This is a genomic window from Thermonema rossianum DSM 10300, assembly GCF_000426825.1.
Lineage (GTDB): Bacteria > Bacteroidota > Bacteroidia > Cytophagales > Thermonemataceae > Thermonema > Thermonema rossianum.
Map to the genome: position 1 here is coordinate 34,399 of NZ_AUGC01000009.1, position 15,340 is coordinate 49,738.

Annotated in this window: 17 protein-coding genes and 1 tRNA gene; 7 read left to right on the plus strand and 11 right to left on the minus strand. The window is 46.5% G+C overall.

What is annotated here, in order from left to right; translation table 11 throughout:
- Window positions 1-10 precede the first annotated feature (10 nt).
- The 5 genes from K384_RS07405 to dxs all read right to left on the minus strand — a co-directional run bounded on the left by K384_RS07405 (window position 11) and on the right by dxs (window position 4,247).
- Complete coding sequence (locus tag K384_RS07405) at window positions 11-799, minus strand: haloacid dehalogenase type II (RefSeq protein ID WP_038030959.1); 789 nt, start codon at window positions 797-799, stop codon at window positions 11-13.
- A 61-nt stretch (window positions 800-860) separates the two neighbouring features.
- Window positions 861-1,421 carry a carboxymuconolactone decarboxylase family protein gene (locus K384_RS07410; protein WP_038030961.1) on the minus strand — a complete coding sequence of 187 codons (561 nt, stop codon included), beginning with the start codon at window positions 1,419-1,421 and terminating at the stop codon, window positions 861-863.
- A gap of 79 nt (window positions 1,422-1,500) precedes the next feature.
- Complete coding sequence (locus K384_RS07415) at window positions 1,501-2,064, minus strand: TetR/AcrR family transcriptional regulator (RefSeq protein ID WP_038030963.1); 564 nt, start codon at window positions 2,062-2,064, stop codon at window positions 1,501-1,503.
- An 87-nt stretch (window positions 2,065-2,151) separates the two neighbouring features.
- Window positions 2,152-2,224, minus strand: a tRNA-Gln gene (locus K384_RS07420).
- A 40-nt stretch (window positions 2,225-2,264) separates the two neighbouring features.
- Window positions 2,265-4,247, minus strand: coding sequence for a 1-deoxy-D-xylulose-5-phosphate synthase (gene dxs / locus K384_RS07425; RefSeq protein ID WP_051633224.1), 1,983 nt, complete (start codon window positions 4,245-4,247; stop codon window positions 2,265-2,267).
- A gap of 200 nt (window positions 4,248-4,447) precedes the next feature.
- Between dxs and K384_RS07430 the strand changes: the two genes are divergently transcribed.
- Window positions 4,448-5,206: a segregation and condensation protein A gene (locus K384_RS07430; protein ID WP_038030965.1), complete on the plus strand. Its 759-nt coding sequence runs from the start codon at window positions 4,448-4,450 to the stop codon at window positions 5,204-5,206.
- Window positions 5,207-5,351: 145 nt separating this feature from the next.
- Here K384_RS07430 and K384_RS07435 read toward each other — a convergent pair whose 3' ends face one another.
- Window positions 5,352-5,849: an Lrp/AsnC family transcriptional regulator gene (locus K384_RS07435; protein ID WP_038030967.1), complete on the minus strand. Its 498-nt coding sequence runs from the start codon at window positions 5,847-5,849 to the stop codon at window positions 5,352-5,354.
- Window positions 5,850-5,965: 116 nt separating this feature from the next.
- Here K384_RS07435 and deoC point away from each other — a divergent pair, with 116 nt between their 5' ends.
- Window positions 5,966-6,637, plus strand: coding sequence for a deoxyribose-phosphate aldolase (gene deoC, locus K384_RS07440; protein ID WP_038030968.1), 672 nt, complete (start codon window positions 5,966-5,968; stop codon window positions 6,635-6,637).
- Between the two features lie 32 nt (window positions 6,638-6,669).
- Window positions 6,670-7,497, plus strand: coding sequence for an inositol monophosphatase family protein (locus tag K384_RS07445; RefSeq protein ID WP_038030972.1), 828 nt, complete (start codon window positions 6,670-6,672; stop codon window positions 7,495-7,497).
- Here the strand turns inward: K384_RS07445 and K384_RS07450 are convergent.
- Window positions 7,494-7,991 (minus strand): hypothetical protein, encoded by a 498-nt coding sequence (locus tag K384_RS07450; protein ID WP_157630095.1) that lies wholly within the window; start codon window positions 7,989-7,991, stop codon window positions 7,494-7,496. The two genes, K384_RS07445 and K384_RS07450, sit on opposite strands and share 4 nt — an antisense overlap.
- A gap of 134 nt (window positions 7,992-8,125) precedes the next feature.
- Here K384_RS07450 and K384_RS13370 point away from each other — a divergent pair, with 134 nt between their 5' ends.
- Complete coding sequence (locus tag K384_RS13370) at window positions 8,126-9,268, plus strand: OmpA family protein (RefSeq protein ID WP_051633225.1); 1,143 nt, start codon at window positions 8,126-8,128, stop codon at window positions 9,266-9,268.
- 737 nt (window positions 9,269-10,005) lie between these two features.
- Here K384_RS13370 and porT read toward each other — a convergent pair.
- From porT to K384_RS07475, 4 genes are all read right to left on the minus strand, one after another.
- Window positions 10,006-10,719 carry a type IX secretion/gliding motility protein PorT/SprT gene (porT, locus tag K384_RS07460; protein WP_084147155.1) on the minus strand — a complete coding sequence of 238 codons (714 nt, stop codon included), beginning with the start codon at window positions 10,717-10,719 and terminating at the stop codon, window positions 10,006-10,008.
- Complete coding sequence (gene ubiE, locus K384_RS07465) at window positions 10,662-11,393, minus strand: bifunctional demethylmenaquinone methyltransferase/2-methoxy-6-polyprenyl-1,4-benzoquinol methylase UbiE (protein WP_038030975.1); 732 nt, start codon at window positions 11,391-11,393, stop codon at window positions 10,662-10,664. The genes porT and ubiE overlap by 58 nt, the downstream gene beginning before the upstream one ends.
- A gap of 43 nt (window positions 11,394-11,436) precedes the next feature.
- Window positions 11,437-12,633: a GlmU family protein gene (locus tag K384_RS07470; protein ID WP_038030977.1), complete on the minus strand. Its 1,197-nt coding sequence runs from the start codon at window positions 12,631-12,633 to the stop codon at window positions 11,437-11,439.
- A 105-nt stretch (window positions 12,634-12,738) separates the two neighbouring features.
- Window positions 12,739-13,005: a type B 50S ribosomal protein L31 gene (locus K384_RS07475; RefSeq protein WP_038030979.1), complete on the minus strand. Its 267-nt coding sequence runs from the start codon at window positions 13,003-13,005 to the stop codon at window positions 12,739-12,741.
- A 261-nt stretch (window positions 13,006-13,266) separates the two neighbouring features.
- Here K384_RS07475 and K384_RS07480 point away from each other — a divergent pair, with 261 nt between their 5' ends.
- The 3 genes from K384_RS07480 to K384_RS07490 are packed head-to-tail and all read left to right on the plus strand — an operon-like array spanning window position 13,267 to window position 15,230.
- Complete coding sequence (locus K384_RS07480; RefSeq protein WP_038030981.1) at window positions 13,267-13,959, plus strand: PspA/IM30 family protein; 693 nt, start codon at window positions 13,267-13,269, stop codon at window positions 13,957-13,959.
- Window positions 13,960-14,010: 51 nt separating this feature from the next.
- Complete coding sequence (locus K384_RS13375; RefSeq protein WP_051633226.1) at window positions 14,011-14,448, plus strand: YbjN domain-containing protein; 438 nt, start codon at window positions 14,011-14,013, stop codon at window positions 14,446-14,448.
- The gene (locus K384_RS07490; RefSeq protein WP_038030984.1) at window positions 14,445-15,230 is read left to right on the plus strand and encodes an E3 ubiquitin ligase family protein; all 786 of its coding nucleotides are present in this window, start codon (window positions 14,445-14,447) and stop codon (window positions 15,228-15,230) included. Before K384_RS13375 ends, K384_RS07490 begins: the two co-directional genes overlap by 4 nt.
- Window positions 15,231-15,340: the final 110 nt, after the last annotated feature.

Below are 15,340 nucleotides of genomic sequence, written 5' to 3' on the forward strand. Positions count from 1 at the left end.
TGCCACTCTACTATTGCTTTAAGATGAGCTCAGCTATTTGCTTTAAATCAGAAGCTTGTAACTGGGGCTGCGGCGCCAAGGGAAAAAGCTGTTTACCTGGTCTATGAATAAAAGCTGCTTGCCAACCTGCCCACAGTGCACCGGCTATATCCCACCCATGAGCTGCAATAAGCATAGCTTCGTGGGCCTTTACACCCATTTGGCGGGCTGCCCATTCATATGCCTCTTTAAATGGTTTAAAAACCCCCACCTCCTCTACACTTAGGCGCTCATCAAAGAGCTCCAATAAATTGGCATTCATCAACTGTTGTTTTACTCCCTCTTTCGAAGAGTTTGTGAAAGATACCAAAGTAAAACCGGCTTCTTTTAAACGTATCAGCCCCTCACTAACATCGGGATGTGGCGGCAACGAGCGCAGCGCTTGTAAAATAGCTTTCTCCCCTTCCTCTTTCGATATGTGTATTCCTTTGGCTGCCCCAACCATTTGAAGGGCAGCGGCCCCTATCTGTCCAAAATGAGCGTATTGACCTGCCGCACTCATAACCAACGAATGGTGTAACATGGTAGAAAACCACAAATCAAGTAACTCTTTTTCACCATTCAAATAAGAAGCTATTACCGCTTTCATGGCAGTTAGGTCTAAAAGCGTCTCATTCACATCGAAAAACAAAACTTTAGGTCTTGATATCATATACTTTTTCTGTTTATTACCATATACTTGATTGCTGATAAGAGAGAAGGTAGTGGCTCCCAGACCAATGGTGCCTATTTGCCGGATAAATTTTCTTCTTGAAATCATGGCCAATCTCGTTTAGGTCTAAAAATATGGGGCACCGGCTTCCCGGCACCCCATCCCTACTTTATTTTGCATACTTTTCAAACGCCTTATCCAATGGCGTATTGGCAATGTGGTTGACGTAATTGCTGATGATTTTTTGAGAAAGTCCTAAAATAATATCCAGCAAGTGGCGCTCCGTATAACCTGCTTCATAAAAAGCTTGCACTTCTTCAGCAGTGACATTTCCCCTGTTTTTCACAATAGAAAGCGTCATTTGGCGCAGCGCTTCCAATTTTGGATTCGGCAAAGGTGTTTTGTTCCGCAATGCCTCAATAATTTCATCACTTACCTTCATTGACTTGGCTATTGCCGTATGAGCAGGCACACAGTAGTGGCATTCGTGCTCCACATTAATAGTTTGCCAAACAACCGTCAATTCTTCTGCATTGAAAGAAGAAGTAGTAAACAACTCATGCAACTGCTGGTAGGCTTGTAGCAAATTGGGCGAACCAGCTAACACGGCATGTAAATTGGGGATGTAACCATAATTGCGTAAAGATTTCTCTAACAAGGGACGGCTCTCTTCGGGCGCAGTCTCAAGTGTGTGAATTTGCAGGTTTTTGTTTTCTGACGTACTTGCCATAATACTCACAATTTTAAAAGATGGAACAATATAACTAACCAATCAGTTAGAAACAATTCAAAAAAAAAGACTTACAGAGTTATACATTCATAAATACTTGCTCTATGTAGTCATACAATTGCTCTTTATCAAAGAGCTTGGTCGCTGCAGATAAGCCAAAAATAGACACCAACAAGTAATTGGCCTTTCTATTGACCTCTTCCATATCTTCATACTCCGCAGCCAATGCCTGTTTGAAAGCGCCACGCACCTGTCTGATAAAACACAATACTTCTTCTTTTACTTGCTCATTGTTTAACTTCCCCAACTCATTTACTGTATTAGCAATCAGGCAGCCTTTGCCAAAGTTGCCTTCCTTGGCCAACTCGACAAAGTCATAGAAATAGCGCTTGATAGCCTGCTTACCTAAGGAAGCATCACTCTGTAGTTGGCGTATAAACTTACCAAGAAGCTGCTCATAGCATTTCATGCTTTTCAGGAAGAGTCCATCTTTGCTTCCAAAAGAAGCATAAATAGAAAACTTATTGATGCCCATCTCCTTCTCCAGCAGCTGCATGGAAGCGCCTTCGTAACCATAAAGCCAAAATACATTCATAGCTTTGTGCAGCACCTCTTCCTCCTTATACTTCTTGGGCCTTGGCATTGTTTTTCGTTTTATGCTACAAATCTAAACAATCATTTAGAATAAAGCAAACAAAAAGCCCACTCTTTCGAGTGGGCTTTTTTTGCGTTGGCCGACCAGGGCTCGAACCTGGACTCTTCTCAGCCAAAGTGAGACGTGTTGCCAATTACACCATCGGCCAATTCCCTTGCGATGACGATGCAAATATAGAAAGGCTTTTTTTATCTACCAAATTTTTCTTGCAATTTTTTTTCACCCGAAACATGCTCAGGCGTCCGTTCGCCCAACATTTTCTTGATTTCCAAGCGTATAGATTCCACATCATATCCGCACTCTTTGTACTGTTCTTGTTGCGTTCCGTGCTCCACTACTTTGTCGGGCACACCCAAGCGGCGTACACGCACATGATAGCCATGGTCTGCCATGAACTCGAGCACCGCACTGCCAAAGCCCCCCATCAAGCAACCGTCCTCTATGGTCAGTATATTGTCGAACTTTTGGAATATCTCATGCAACAGCTCTTCATCCAGCGGCTTCACAAAGCGCATATCATAATGCGCCGGATTGTAGCCTTCGGCAAGCAAACTGCTGTATGCTTCCACAGCCAAGTTGCCCACGTGCCCTATGGTGAGAATAGCCAACTCTTCACCCTCACGTATGACACGCCCTTTGCCTATAGGAATGCGTTCAAAAGGCGTGCGCCATTCAACCATCACCCCTTGCCCCCGCGGATAACGTATGCTGAATGCCCGCTTGCCATATTCTTCGGCATCCAGCATAGCCGTGTACATCAAATTGCGCAGTTCTTGCTCATTCATAGGCGCAGACACCACCAAGTTCGGAATACAACGGAAGTAAGCAAGGTCGTAAGTCCCTTGGTGTGTGGCACCGTCGGCGCCCACCATGCCGGCGCGATCCAGGCAGAAAATCACGGGCAGCTCTTGTATGCACACGTCGTGAATTACCTGGTCATAAGCCCGCTGCATGAAAGTAGAGTAAATATTGCAAAACGGAATGAAGCCTTGTGTAGCCAAGCCTGCCGAAAAAGTAACGGCGTGTTGTTCGCAAATGCCCACATCAAAAGCACGTTCCGGTATTTCGCGCATCATGATATTGAGCGAAGAGCCGGAAGGCATGGCCGGCGTGATGCCCACCACTTTCGGATTCATGCGCGCCAGTTCCACAATCGTATGCCCAAACACATCCTGATATTTGGGCGGTTGTGGCTTCTCCACAGGCTTCTTGTGTATTTTACCGGTGAGTTTATCGAAGGTGCCCGGCGCATGCCAGATGGTTTGTTCTTTTTCGGCAGGTGCATACCCTTTGCCTTTCACCGTCACGCAGTGCAACAATTTAGGACCGGGTATTTTCTTCAGATCTTCCATCACATGCACCAAGTGCTCTACATCGTGACCATCTACCGGGCCGAAATAGCGCAAGTTCAGTGACTCGAAGAAGTTACTATGTTTCAACAAAAAGCTTTTAAAGGTATGCTCTATTTTCGAAGCCAGTTCTTGTGCATGAATGCCCAATTTATTGAGCACGCCCAGCATCTTCCATATTTCATCTTTCAGCTTGTTGTAGGTGGTAGAAGTGGTGATATCGGTCAAATATTCTTTCAATGCCCCCACATTGGGATCAATGGACATGCAGTTGTCATTCAACACTATCAACAAGTTGGCATCCGAAGCACCGGCGTTGTTCATACCTTCGAAAGCCAGGCCGCCGGTGAGTGCCCCATCGCCAATGACGGCTACATGATGACGATGCTCTTCGCCCTTGAGCTTGGAAGCAATGGCCATGCCCAGCGCTGCCGATATGGAAGTGGAAGAGTGCCCCACACCAAAATGGTCATAGGGGCTTTCTTTGATTTTCGGGAAGCCCGAGATGCCACCATAACGGCGGTTGGTGTGGAATAAATCGCGCCGCCCGGTGATGATTTTATGCCCATAGGCTTGGTGCCCTACGTCCCATACCAATTTATCATCCGGTGTATTGAACACATAGTGCAAAGCTACGGTAAGCTCTACCACGCCCAAGCTTGCCCCAAAATGCCCGCCATATACCGACACCACATCTATGATGTAGTCGCGCAACTCGAAGCAAAGCTGTTGTAGCTGCTCGATAGGCAATTGACGCAAATCTTCGGGGTAATTCACTTTTTCCAATAGCGGACCGGGCTTGAGTATATTGGGTGCACTCATGTTTCGATATTTTAAATCATCAATACTTTCAGGATAATACAACTACTTTTTCAGCAAATGGTTGCCTACACGTCAAACAAACATACACATTTTTCTAAATTTACCAACGTATTTTGCTAATTTTGAAGACGTAGGAAAGCATCTCTTTTTCAAGAGACTAAAAAAAGTTCAACTTCAACCTCTAATAAGTCAAGAAAGTTGTGAGCTTCGAAGTAAAATTACCTTTGTTTGAAGGTCCATTTGACCTGCTGCTCTTCTTTATAGAAAGAGATGAGCTGGACATTTATGACATTCCTATAGCCAAGATTACCCACGACTTTCTTGATTATATCCATCAGCTCGAGAAACTGAACATAGAAGTAGCCGGCGAGTTCATGGTAGTGGCGGCTACCCTCATGCGTATTAAATCAAAAATGCTGCTGCCCCGCCCCGAGCTGGATGAAGCAGGTAACGAAATAGACCCGCGCGAAGAGCTTATCAAGCATCTGCTTGAATACAAAAAATACAAATCGGTCATTGATGAGTTTGCCAAGCTCGAAGATGAGCGCCTGAAAAAAGAAGCCCGCGGCAACCTGCACAAAGAGCTGCAAAAGCTGGCAGCCGTCAACAATGTAGAAGCCGAGCTCCAAGGTATTGACCTGTACAAGCTGCTGAAAGTATATGAGCAGGTGATGGAACGCTACCGGCTGGAAAACAAGCGCCTCTCCCATACCATCGAGCAGTATCCGTTCACCATCGAAGGGCAAAAACAGATGATTCAACGGCTGGTTGCTCAAAAACGCCGGGTGGCATTTTCCGAAATCATTGAAACCAACCCGCGCCGGGTAGCCGTCATTTTCAACTTTTTAGCCATTTTAGAGATGGCACACTATGGGGAAGTGCGACTGATTATTGGCGAAGGTGCCAATAATTTTTGGTTGGAAGCCATGCCGGCCAAAGCCGAAAAAGCTGCCGTATAGCATGCTCCGGTGTATATTCGTTCGTCCGTATTCGAAATGCCCAATAGGTCCTGCCTTTTCACGCTGAAGAGCCAATATTGAAAAAGGCTGCCTTTCACATTCAAGAAAGGCAACCTTTTTTGTCAAGCAACAACTACAGCTTTTTTTACTCCTCAATAATATCGTCAGGAATGGGCAGGGCACGCTTCTGCTTAAATACCGACAGCACCACCATTGATTGCATGTGCTCAATTTCTTCGATTTCGCTCACTTGTTCGAGCATCAACTTTTGATAGGAAGCAATGTCTTCGGCTACGATTTTCAACAGGAAGTCAGCGGCTCCCGTCATATAGTAGCACTCAATAATGTTGTCTATTTTATTGATTTTATCGACAAAGCTTTCTATCACACTTTTCTTATGGCTGATAAGCGACACCTGCACGAAGGTCATCACGCCCAAGCCCACTTTCTCTTTGTCCACCACCGCATGGTAGCTTTGAATAATACCGGCTTGTTCCAACTTTTTCACGCGTTCCAAAGTAGGAGCCGGCGACAATCCAATGTCTTTTGATAACTGCGCATTGGTGATTCGCCCGTCTTCTTGTAAGATTTGTAGTATCTTACGGTCTATTTCATCGAGTTTCAATCTTCTGCGTTGTCCCATAGGTGATTATATTTTTTACACACAAATTTATTTTGGCAAAAATACAATTTATCATAATATATTTTTGAAAACATAAGTTTTTTTCTTGATTTTTAAAAACTTAAGTTGCACGAAGCATGGAAAAAATACAACAATACCTCGAACACACCTTGCTATCCCCAACTGCAGGGTATGGCGACTACGACCGCCTGGTGGCAGAAGCAAGGCAATATGCCTTTCTGGGGGTGTGTGTGCCTCCTTATTGGGTGAAGAAGGTAAAGCGGGACCTGCGCGATACAGCCATTCAGGTGGTTACGGTCATAGGGTTTCCGTTGGGTTATCAACGCACCGAAACCAAACTCGATGAAGTAAAGTATGCACTTCGCGACGGTGCCGACGAGCTGGACGTGGTACTCAATCTTTCTGCCGTTAAAAGTGGGGCTTGGGATTGGGTGAAAATAGAGCTTGTGCGCCTTGCCGAAAGCATTCATCAGGCAGAAAAAATTTTCAAATTGATTTTAGAAACAGCCTATCTAAACGATGACGAGCTTCAAAGGCTGTGCGAAATGTGCGGCGCCTATGGGGTAGATTACGCCAAAACCTCTACAGGCTTTGCTCCCAAAGGGGCAGAAATAGAGTGCGTGCGCAAAATGCGAAGCTGGTTGCCTGCTCACGTAGGCATCAAAGCATCGGGGGGGATATGCACCTTTACACAAGCCAAGGCTTTTATTGAAGCCGGGGCTGAGCGCATTGGCACCTCTTCGGGGGTTGCCATCGTAGAAGAAAGTCTTAAACAAACCAACACATAATCGAATAAACAACTTAAACTTTACGCTGACTTATGATTAACTACGCAGCATTGGTGCATCAAGTAGCCAGTTTATGCCGGGAAACGGGCGAATGGATTGCCGACCAAGCGATGCTCTTCAACCGTGAGCAAGTCGAATACAAAGGACGCAACGACCTGGTGTCTTATGTGGACAAGGAAGCCGAAAGGCGCCTGTTGCATGGGCTAAGCCGCCTGTTGCCACAAGCCCGCTTTCTAAGCGAGGAAAGCAATGCGCAAACCCAAGTGGCACAAGGTGCTTACTGGATAGTGGACCCACTCGACGGCACCACCAACTTTGTGCATGCCGTGCCCGTGTATGCCATCAGTGTGGCATTGATGGTAGATGGCGAACTAAAGCTTGGCGTAGTCTATGAAATCAACAGAAAAGAGTGCTTTTGTGCATACGAAGGCGGTGGCGCCTACCTCAACGATACCCCTTTGCGCTGTCATACGCATACCCCGCTGAGTGCTTCTTTGATAGCCACCGGCTTTCCTTATTACGACTTTGGTCTTACCGCCTATTATTTGCGCATCCTCGAGCGCTTCATGAAGAATACACATGGGGTGCGCCGTTTGGGGGCTGCGGCCGTCGATTTGGCCTATGTAGCCGCCGGGCGCTTCGAAGGCTTTTTTGAGTACAACCTGCAAGCATGGGACGTGGCCGCCGGCTCTTTGATTGTAAAAGAAGCGGGCGGATGCCTCTGCGAGTTTACGGGCGGCAACAATTATATCTTCGGACGCTCCATCATTGCAGCAGCCCACCCCTCTTTGCTCAATGAAATGCTCGAGCAAATACAACCTGTTTGGGAAGAAGCGCTGGCAAGTCAAAATAAGGCTTAGTCCCGGGCATTCACTATCTTCAACAAGCACTCTTGTAGAGTAGAAAAAGCAGCCGGGGGCGGCTCCGCCAAAGGGCTACTCCGATAAACCACCTTTTTGGTACGGAAACGAACGCCGCCCTTATCTTTTCCTCTTTCTTCCCATTGTACCTGTATGGTATAAGGGTAAAAACGCTGAGACGCCTCCACCCCATAAGCATCTTCCGGCAACTCCAAGAATCCGGACGTAAGCAAGCAATCCTGTAGGCTCTGTTTGTCCTCCTCTGTGAGCCATTTTGTGCTTCGTTGCAATCTCACGCCGGCAGGGGTAGCTGTGGGCTCTGCCCCATGCTCATAAACATACTTGGTTATATACAAGCTGTCGCCTTGGAAGTGAGCCTCCAACCAAGCCGACTTATAAAAGAAATCATAATCTTGGGCTTGCACGCTCCATGCCAAAAGCATAAGCGCCAAACAACCAACTGTTTTTTTCAATTGAAGGATAAGGCCCCTCATAAGGTTGAACTTTTTAGCTGCCATATTACATCAAACAGTCAAATTTAATACCATCCCCTCATGTCCTTTAAAAAGAGTTATTTCCTTTTCTTTTATTATCTTTTACATTAAATGCTTTAAGAGTCTCACACCCTATGCGCCTGTCTTATATTCTTTACATCACTATCAGTTTCATACTCATTACTCAAATATCCGGGATGGCACAAAATCTGGTGCCGGATGGCTCTTTTGAACAATATTTAGACTGCCCCCATGACTACGGCACCGTGCGTTTGGGTATCTTGCGACATTGGCGGGCAACCCCCGGTGATTGCACCCCTGACTATTTTCATCATTGTGGAAAAAATGACTTTTCTACCGAAAAAAATACATGTGGCGGACTGCCGCCGCAAGATGGACACGGCTATGCAGGCTTGATTATACGCACCGGTGAAGGGAAAAACCAAGCCGACCTTTATTACAGGGAAGCCATTCAAACCGAACTGTCGGAAGTACTGCGTCCCAATGCCCGCTATATTGTGCGGTTTTATGTAGCACGCTCGGTCTATTCTGCCTATGCGGCCGGTAACATAGGCGTGCTCCTTACGCCCCATCCTATTGAAATATCTGCCTTGAAAGACTACCCCGCCCAGGTAAAGCACCCGGAAATTATTACTTCTACCGAATGGGTGAAAATAGAAGATACCATTGTGGCGCGCGGGGGGGAACGCTATCTTACCATCGGTGAGTTTGAGCGCTATGAGAACCGCAAAATATTGCCCCTATCCGTGCCCGCCAAGTATAGCAAACGCTTCAGCTATCCCCGGGCTTATTATTTCATAGACAAGGTATCGGTCGAATTTCTCGACGAGCCGAATGCCTCACGTGAAGTAGTGCTTACCCGCGAAGCGCCCAGCAGTTACATTGTCAGCCATGACTTTGGCGATATTCAACCGGGAAAACCGGTCGTACTACAAGGCATTAAGTTTGAATACAACCAAGCCGAACTGCTTCCTCAATCCGAAGTCACCCTGAAAAAACTGTATCGCCTGCTGCTGCTGCACCCCCAGATAAAAATCATAATTGTTGGGCACACCGACGAAAAAGGCACTGCCGAATATAATCAGCTGCTTTCAGAAGAGCGTGCCCGCCGGGTAGCCATGTATCTTATCAACAAAGGCATCAGCCCCGAGCGCATTCGCTTTAAGGGAAAAGGGGCAAGCGAACCATTGAACACCGCCGACACCCCCGAAGCACATGAAGAAAACCGGCGTGTAGAATTTATCATTGAGCCTTGAGAAAAAAATTCTTGATTTTGCCAAACAGAACACCGGCAATGCATCCTGTTTCACATAAGGCATAAGTTACTCCATAACGAAACACAAAAAAGATCGTCATTTCAAACGGAGCAAAGCGTAGTGAGATTTCTCGCTGACGCTCGAAATGACAAGAGGGGAACTACCAAAGAGGTTTCTGAGAAAACAAAAGATCTTGAAAAGAAAGCTATTTGTCATGTCGAGCGAAACGTAGTGTAGCGAGACATCTCGTCAAACCAAGCTTTTATCTTGTCGCTTCGAACCAAGCGAAGCAAAGTGAGAAACCTCACACCCATCAAACCAAACAACAAGAAGCAAAGAGATTTCTCGCTTGCGCTCGAAATGACAAAGGGGATGACTCGACAGTGTGAAGCGTGGCTTGTCATTTTGAACGAAGCATAAATAAAGTGAGAAACCTTATTTTTATCTAATCAAGCCGCTTTTCAGCTTCTTGTCATCTCGAACGAGCGAAGCGAGTGAGAGATCTCCTCAATCCAAGCCACAAGAAACAAAAAGATTTCTTGCTAATGCTCGAAATGTCAAAAGGAAGGAGCACTCAAAATGACAAAGGGGGCGCCAAATAACAAACACAACAACCAAAGAGGTAAGCTATAAAGAAAGCACCTTTTGCCATGCTCAAAGCATAAAATGCTCATCACAAGCGAAGCATAAGCAAGAGCAAAAGCGCATCTATATCAAGCAACCTCAAAAAGCGGCTGCTATTCAAAGAAGAAGTACAGCGATACCCTTTGATTATAGAGTGCTTTCAACTGGCCGGAATAGGCATTTCCATCTTGCTCCAACACATTCATAATACCCTGCGAAAAACGCAATTCGGGGGCAAACTTAAACATCGGGAAAAATTTCTCCATGCCAAAACCAAACTCTATGGCTACATCAAAGGGTTTGACACGCACCAAATCCTCTTCTTCCACCTTTTTTGCCAAAGCAAAAGAAGCACTGGCACCAATCAGCATAAACATACGGGCATTGCCCCGGCGCGAAGACTTGAAACGAAACAGCAAAGGCACATCTATATAGGTGGCTTCCACCAGCTTATCCACGGTGTTGCCGTCGCTCAGGCTGGTGTATTCCAAGGTGCGCTCGTTAAAACTTGCCATAGGCGCCAAGCGCATCTCCCACCAAGGGTTTAAATGAAGCACGCCCAACAAGCCCAATGAAAAACCGGGCGATATTTTGGCTTGCACCACTGTATCGGAAGCGGCATAGCGGTCTTGAGTCTGGAAATGAAAGCGTGAAAAATTCAGTCCCAAAACAAAGCCATAGTGCAGCTTCTGTTCATCATAGTTGCGCAGGTTGATGTCGTTGCCCCGCAAATGCTGCGCATGTGCCGGTGCATAAGCCAACAAAACAATCAAAGCGGCTTGACACCCCAGTAAATAGAGCTGATTCCGAATGTTAAAGGATACCATTTTGTTTCTTTAAATCCTGTTTGGTTCAATATATCCACAAATTGCATACCATCGGGGAAAGCATCTACCGACTCGGGCAGGTAGCTATAAGCCGCCCGGTCTTTAGAAATCAATCTTCCCACCCATGGTACCCAACGCGTAAAGTAAAAACGGTAGAGTTGTTTTATTGGAAAACGCTTGGGCTTGGAAAATTCCAGCACCAACAGTACGCCGCCCGGTTTCAATACCCGGAAAATCTCTTTTAAACCTTGTTCCAGGTGGGCAAAGTTGCGCACGCCGAAAGCCACGGTAACCGCATCGAAGGTATTGTCTTCGTACTTCAAGTTTTCGGAATCGCCATATTCCAAAATTACTTTTTCACTTAATCCTTTTTGATGCACCTTCTCTCTGCCATATTCCAACATTTTTTCGGAAATATCCACCCCTATCACTTTCTGTATGGAAGGCATTTTACTTAGCTGAATGGCAAAATCAGCCGTGCCGGTGGCCACATCCAACAAGTATTGCGGCCGGCGGCGCGCCAGCATCTTGGTAGCTTTTTTACGCCAAAGCACATCAATGCCCAAGCTTAGCACATGATTCAGCAAATCATAAGTAGCCGCTATGTTATTGAACATGCGCGCTACCTGCGATTTTTTGTCTGACGGCTCTTCTTTGTAAGGTAATACAGTCATAATTGCTTCTTTCGAAATGATAATTCACGCTCCAACAACCAAGCTACACTTCTTTTGGTTTGGTCTGCCGGCTTTGTTCATACAAATAGGTCAATACTTGCTTCTCTGCTTCACTCAGCTGCTTGCCACGTCTTTGCATCATACGCCCGGCTGTGCGAAAAAGTTCTTCGAGGCGGTACAACTGCCAGCCATAGTGCGCCCCACCCCAGCTGAAAGATGGAATGTGTTTGGGCGGAAAATCACCACCAAAAATATTGGCAGCAACCCCCACCACCGTGCCGGTGTTAAACATCGTGTTGATGCCGGCTTTTGCGTGATCGCCCATGGTCAATCCACAAAACTGCAAGCCGGTGTCTATGTAGTCGTTGTGAAGATAGCTCCACACACGTACCGTACTGTAGTTGTTTTTCAAGTTGGATGTGTTGGTATCGGCACCTAAATTACACCAAGCCCCAATGACACTATTGCCTACAAAGCCATCGTGCGCTTTATTGCTGTATCCCCAGAAAACACTGTTGCTTACTTCCCCGCCCACCTTGCAATAAGGTCCAATGGTAGTATCGCCGCGCATCTTGCCGCCTATGTTTACTACCGCCCCTTCGCAAAGGGCAAAAGCGCCGTGAATGACGCTCATTTCTTGTACTTGTGCCCCCCTGCCGATATACACCGGTCCGTCTTCGGCATTGATCACACAGGCACGCAAGCGTGCCCCCTCTTCCACCAGCACATTGTCTTTGCCGTAAATGACGGTATGGGGGTCGGTCACGGCTATGGGCTTTGCCGTGCAAGCCAGCAAGTCGAAATCAAAGCGGATTTGTTCGCCATTGAAGCGGAACACGTCGGCAGGCATTTGCAAAAACATACAAGTGCCGGTCCATTCCGTAGCGTGGCTTGGCTCGAGAGGCTGGTCGTGTAAAAAAGTAGTTGCCCGCATGGCCAGCAGCTTATTGTTCTGCACCAGCCCCTCGCCGGGTGCCAATGCTTCGATGGCTTGTATTAAAGCGGCATCCGGCAACAGGTTTCCCGCAATATACAGCGTTTCTTCTGCCGTTCCGGGTACTTCGTAAAGCGGCTGCATATAAGCCGGCGTACGGCGGTAAACCTTTTGCACGCGCAAGAGGCGCTGCCATTTTTCGGCAATGGTGAGTGCCCCAACCCGCAAATCAGCCGTGGCACGGGTAAAGGTTAAGGGCAAAAGGGCGCGATGCGCTTCCGGGGTATCAAATAAAACAATATGCACAATTCAGCATGTTTTGAGAGCGTTCGCACAAATCTAATAAAAAAACGGTGTGCATGCCCCGGGGTATGCACACCGCGCACGGTGTATCCTGCTCACATGCCCTTCTTATTTCTGGTTGCGCATTTCTTTGCTCTTGGCTACGCGGCGGTTGAATTTCTCCACACGGCCGGCGGTGTCCAACACCAGCTTCTTACCGGTAAAGAAAGGATGCGACTTGGCACTTACGTCCAACTTAATAACAGGATAAGTGTTGCCGTCTTCCCACTCTATAGTTTCGTTCGAAGTCATGGTTGACTTGCTCAGAAACTTATAGTCGCTGGTAATGTCCCAGAATACAACCGGTTGATAGTTCGGATGAATATCTTTTTTCATGAGTTTAAATATTTAAGTTCCCTGCTATCCAAATCAAAGGACTGCAAATTTAAGAACATTTATTTATTCGTACAAACTACAGCACACTGATTTTCAAAAAGCTTTTTCGTGGTATCAGGCATTTTTTTAGAAATGACCGCTTCAAGTGCTAACTATAGCCCCCGGGCAGATACTAAGTAAAAAAAGGAACACTTTTTGCCGTTCATTCTTTTGAAAAAAAAGAACTTCTTTTTAAGTTAGAAAAAAACAAAAAACACAACTATGGGTATTTTCAAACGTATCGCCGACATTTTCAAAGCCAATGTAAATGATGCCTTGGACAAGGCAGAGGACCCGGCCAAAATGATTAAGCTAATGGTCATCGAGATGCAGGAATCGCTGACCAAAGCCACCGCCAGCTTGGCTAAGGCCATGGCACAAGAGCGCAAATTGAAAAACGAATATGAAAAGTATTTGAACCTGTCCGAGCAATGGAAGCAAAAAGCAGCGGCTGCCTTGCAACAAGGACGCGAAGACTTGGCGCGCCAAGCGCTGCAAAAAAAGGCGCTCTGCGACCAAAACGTAGCTCAATATAAGCAGATGTACGAAGCAGCTGCCCAACAGACCGCCCAGCTCAAAGAAACCGTTGACAAACTGAAAGCCAAGCTGGATGAAGCACGCGCCAAAGAGTCCATGCTTCTTGCCCGCAGCGAAACGGCTAAAGCACAAAAAGAAATTGTCAAACAAATTGGCGGCGTAGATACCTCCAGCATCTTTGCCAAGTTCGATAAGTTCGAAGAAAAAATACTTGAGCAGGAAGCCGAAGCACAGGCCTATTCCGAGCTTGCCAGCGATAACATGAGTTCACTTGAAGATGAATTCAAACAGTTGAATGCCGGCAGCCAAGTAGATGACGAACTGGCTAAACTAAAGGCACAGCTCAACGCCGGCAATGACAACAACCCGACCCCCTAAGCTACTTCACTTCTATTTTTTCAAACCCTAAAACACTTAAACAACAAAGCCATGCCTAAGTTCAAAGTTTTAAAAGAAGGAGTCAACGAAGCACTCATAGAAAAAACACACCAAAAGATACAGTCTTTCATACAAGAGTTGTTTCATGAAGATGAGGTGATTACACTCGACGGAACCTATTCTTTCACCTTTGGCACGGTCAGTGTCAATGTGCGGGTGTTGCCCTGGCACACCGAAGACGTCCTGGTAGAAGTTTTTTCATATGTAGCCGAAGAAATAGAGCTCACGCCTTCGGCGATGGAAGAACTCCTTCGCCTGAATGCCACCACTCATTTTGGTGCTTTTGGCCTGACCTTCGACAACTCAGTCATATTCAGCTACTCACTGGCAGGTGCCAACTTGGACCTCAATGAGTTTACCGCCGCTGTTCAAACCGTGGCTACCGTAGCAGACAGCTACGACGAGCTGCTCAAAGAGTTTAACGTATGATATATATCATCATTGGGGTGATACTGCTTGCTGTCGGTGGCTTTCTGGAATACAACCGCCGCCGGCAGCTGCGGCGTGTGCTCAATATTAAGTATCACCAAACAAGCAACATTGCCGATATCATAGCTACCTACAAGGACATTAGTCAGTCGTTGGGTGCCGGCAATTACTCGCAAATTGTGGAAGTCAAGGGCAAGGCAAAAGCCAAATCACCTTTGCAAAGTGAGTTCAGCAAAAAAGCCGTGGTTTACTGCGCCACCACGATTACGCGCGAATATGAGACCAAGGTGCAAAAACAAGACCAGGAAGGTAAGACCTACTGGGCAACCGAACGCCGCTCGGAAGTGGTAAGCCGGCAAGAAAACAAACTCCCCTTTCTGATAGAAGATGGCAGCGGTGAAATAGAAGTAAACCCTGAGGGGGCAGAACTGCATTTGATTCAGAGCGTCGATCGTTTTGAGCGCGAAGGGGAAGGTGAGTTTTTCAGCTACATCGCTCAAAACATAGGTGGCAGTGGCAACAACAAGACTTTGGGTTTTCGCTACCGGGAATGGATTATTCCGGTAGGTGCTCCTTTGTATGTGCTTGGTGAAGCGCATGACCGCGACGGCTACCTGCGCATAGGAAAACCGAAGGACGAAAACGAAAGCTTCATCATTTCTACCAAAACGGAAGAGCAATTGGTGAAGGAGTCGGAAGGCAGTGCAAAAATGTCGTTGGCAGGTGCTTTTGTCTTAGGCATCATCGGTATAGGGCTTATTATCTACGGCATAGTAAGCTAACATAAGAAGCTGCCTTACGGGCCTTTTTGCTTTTATGCAAAGCATATCATTTCGAATAAAACAAAAGTAAGACGGCTTGCCGCATGACAAGATGATGCATGAAAAAGACT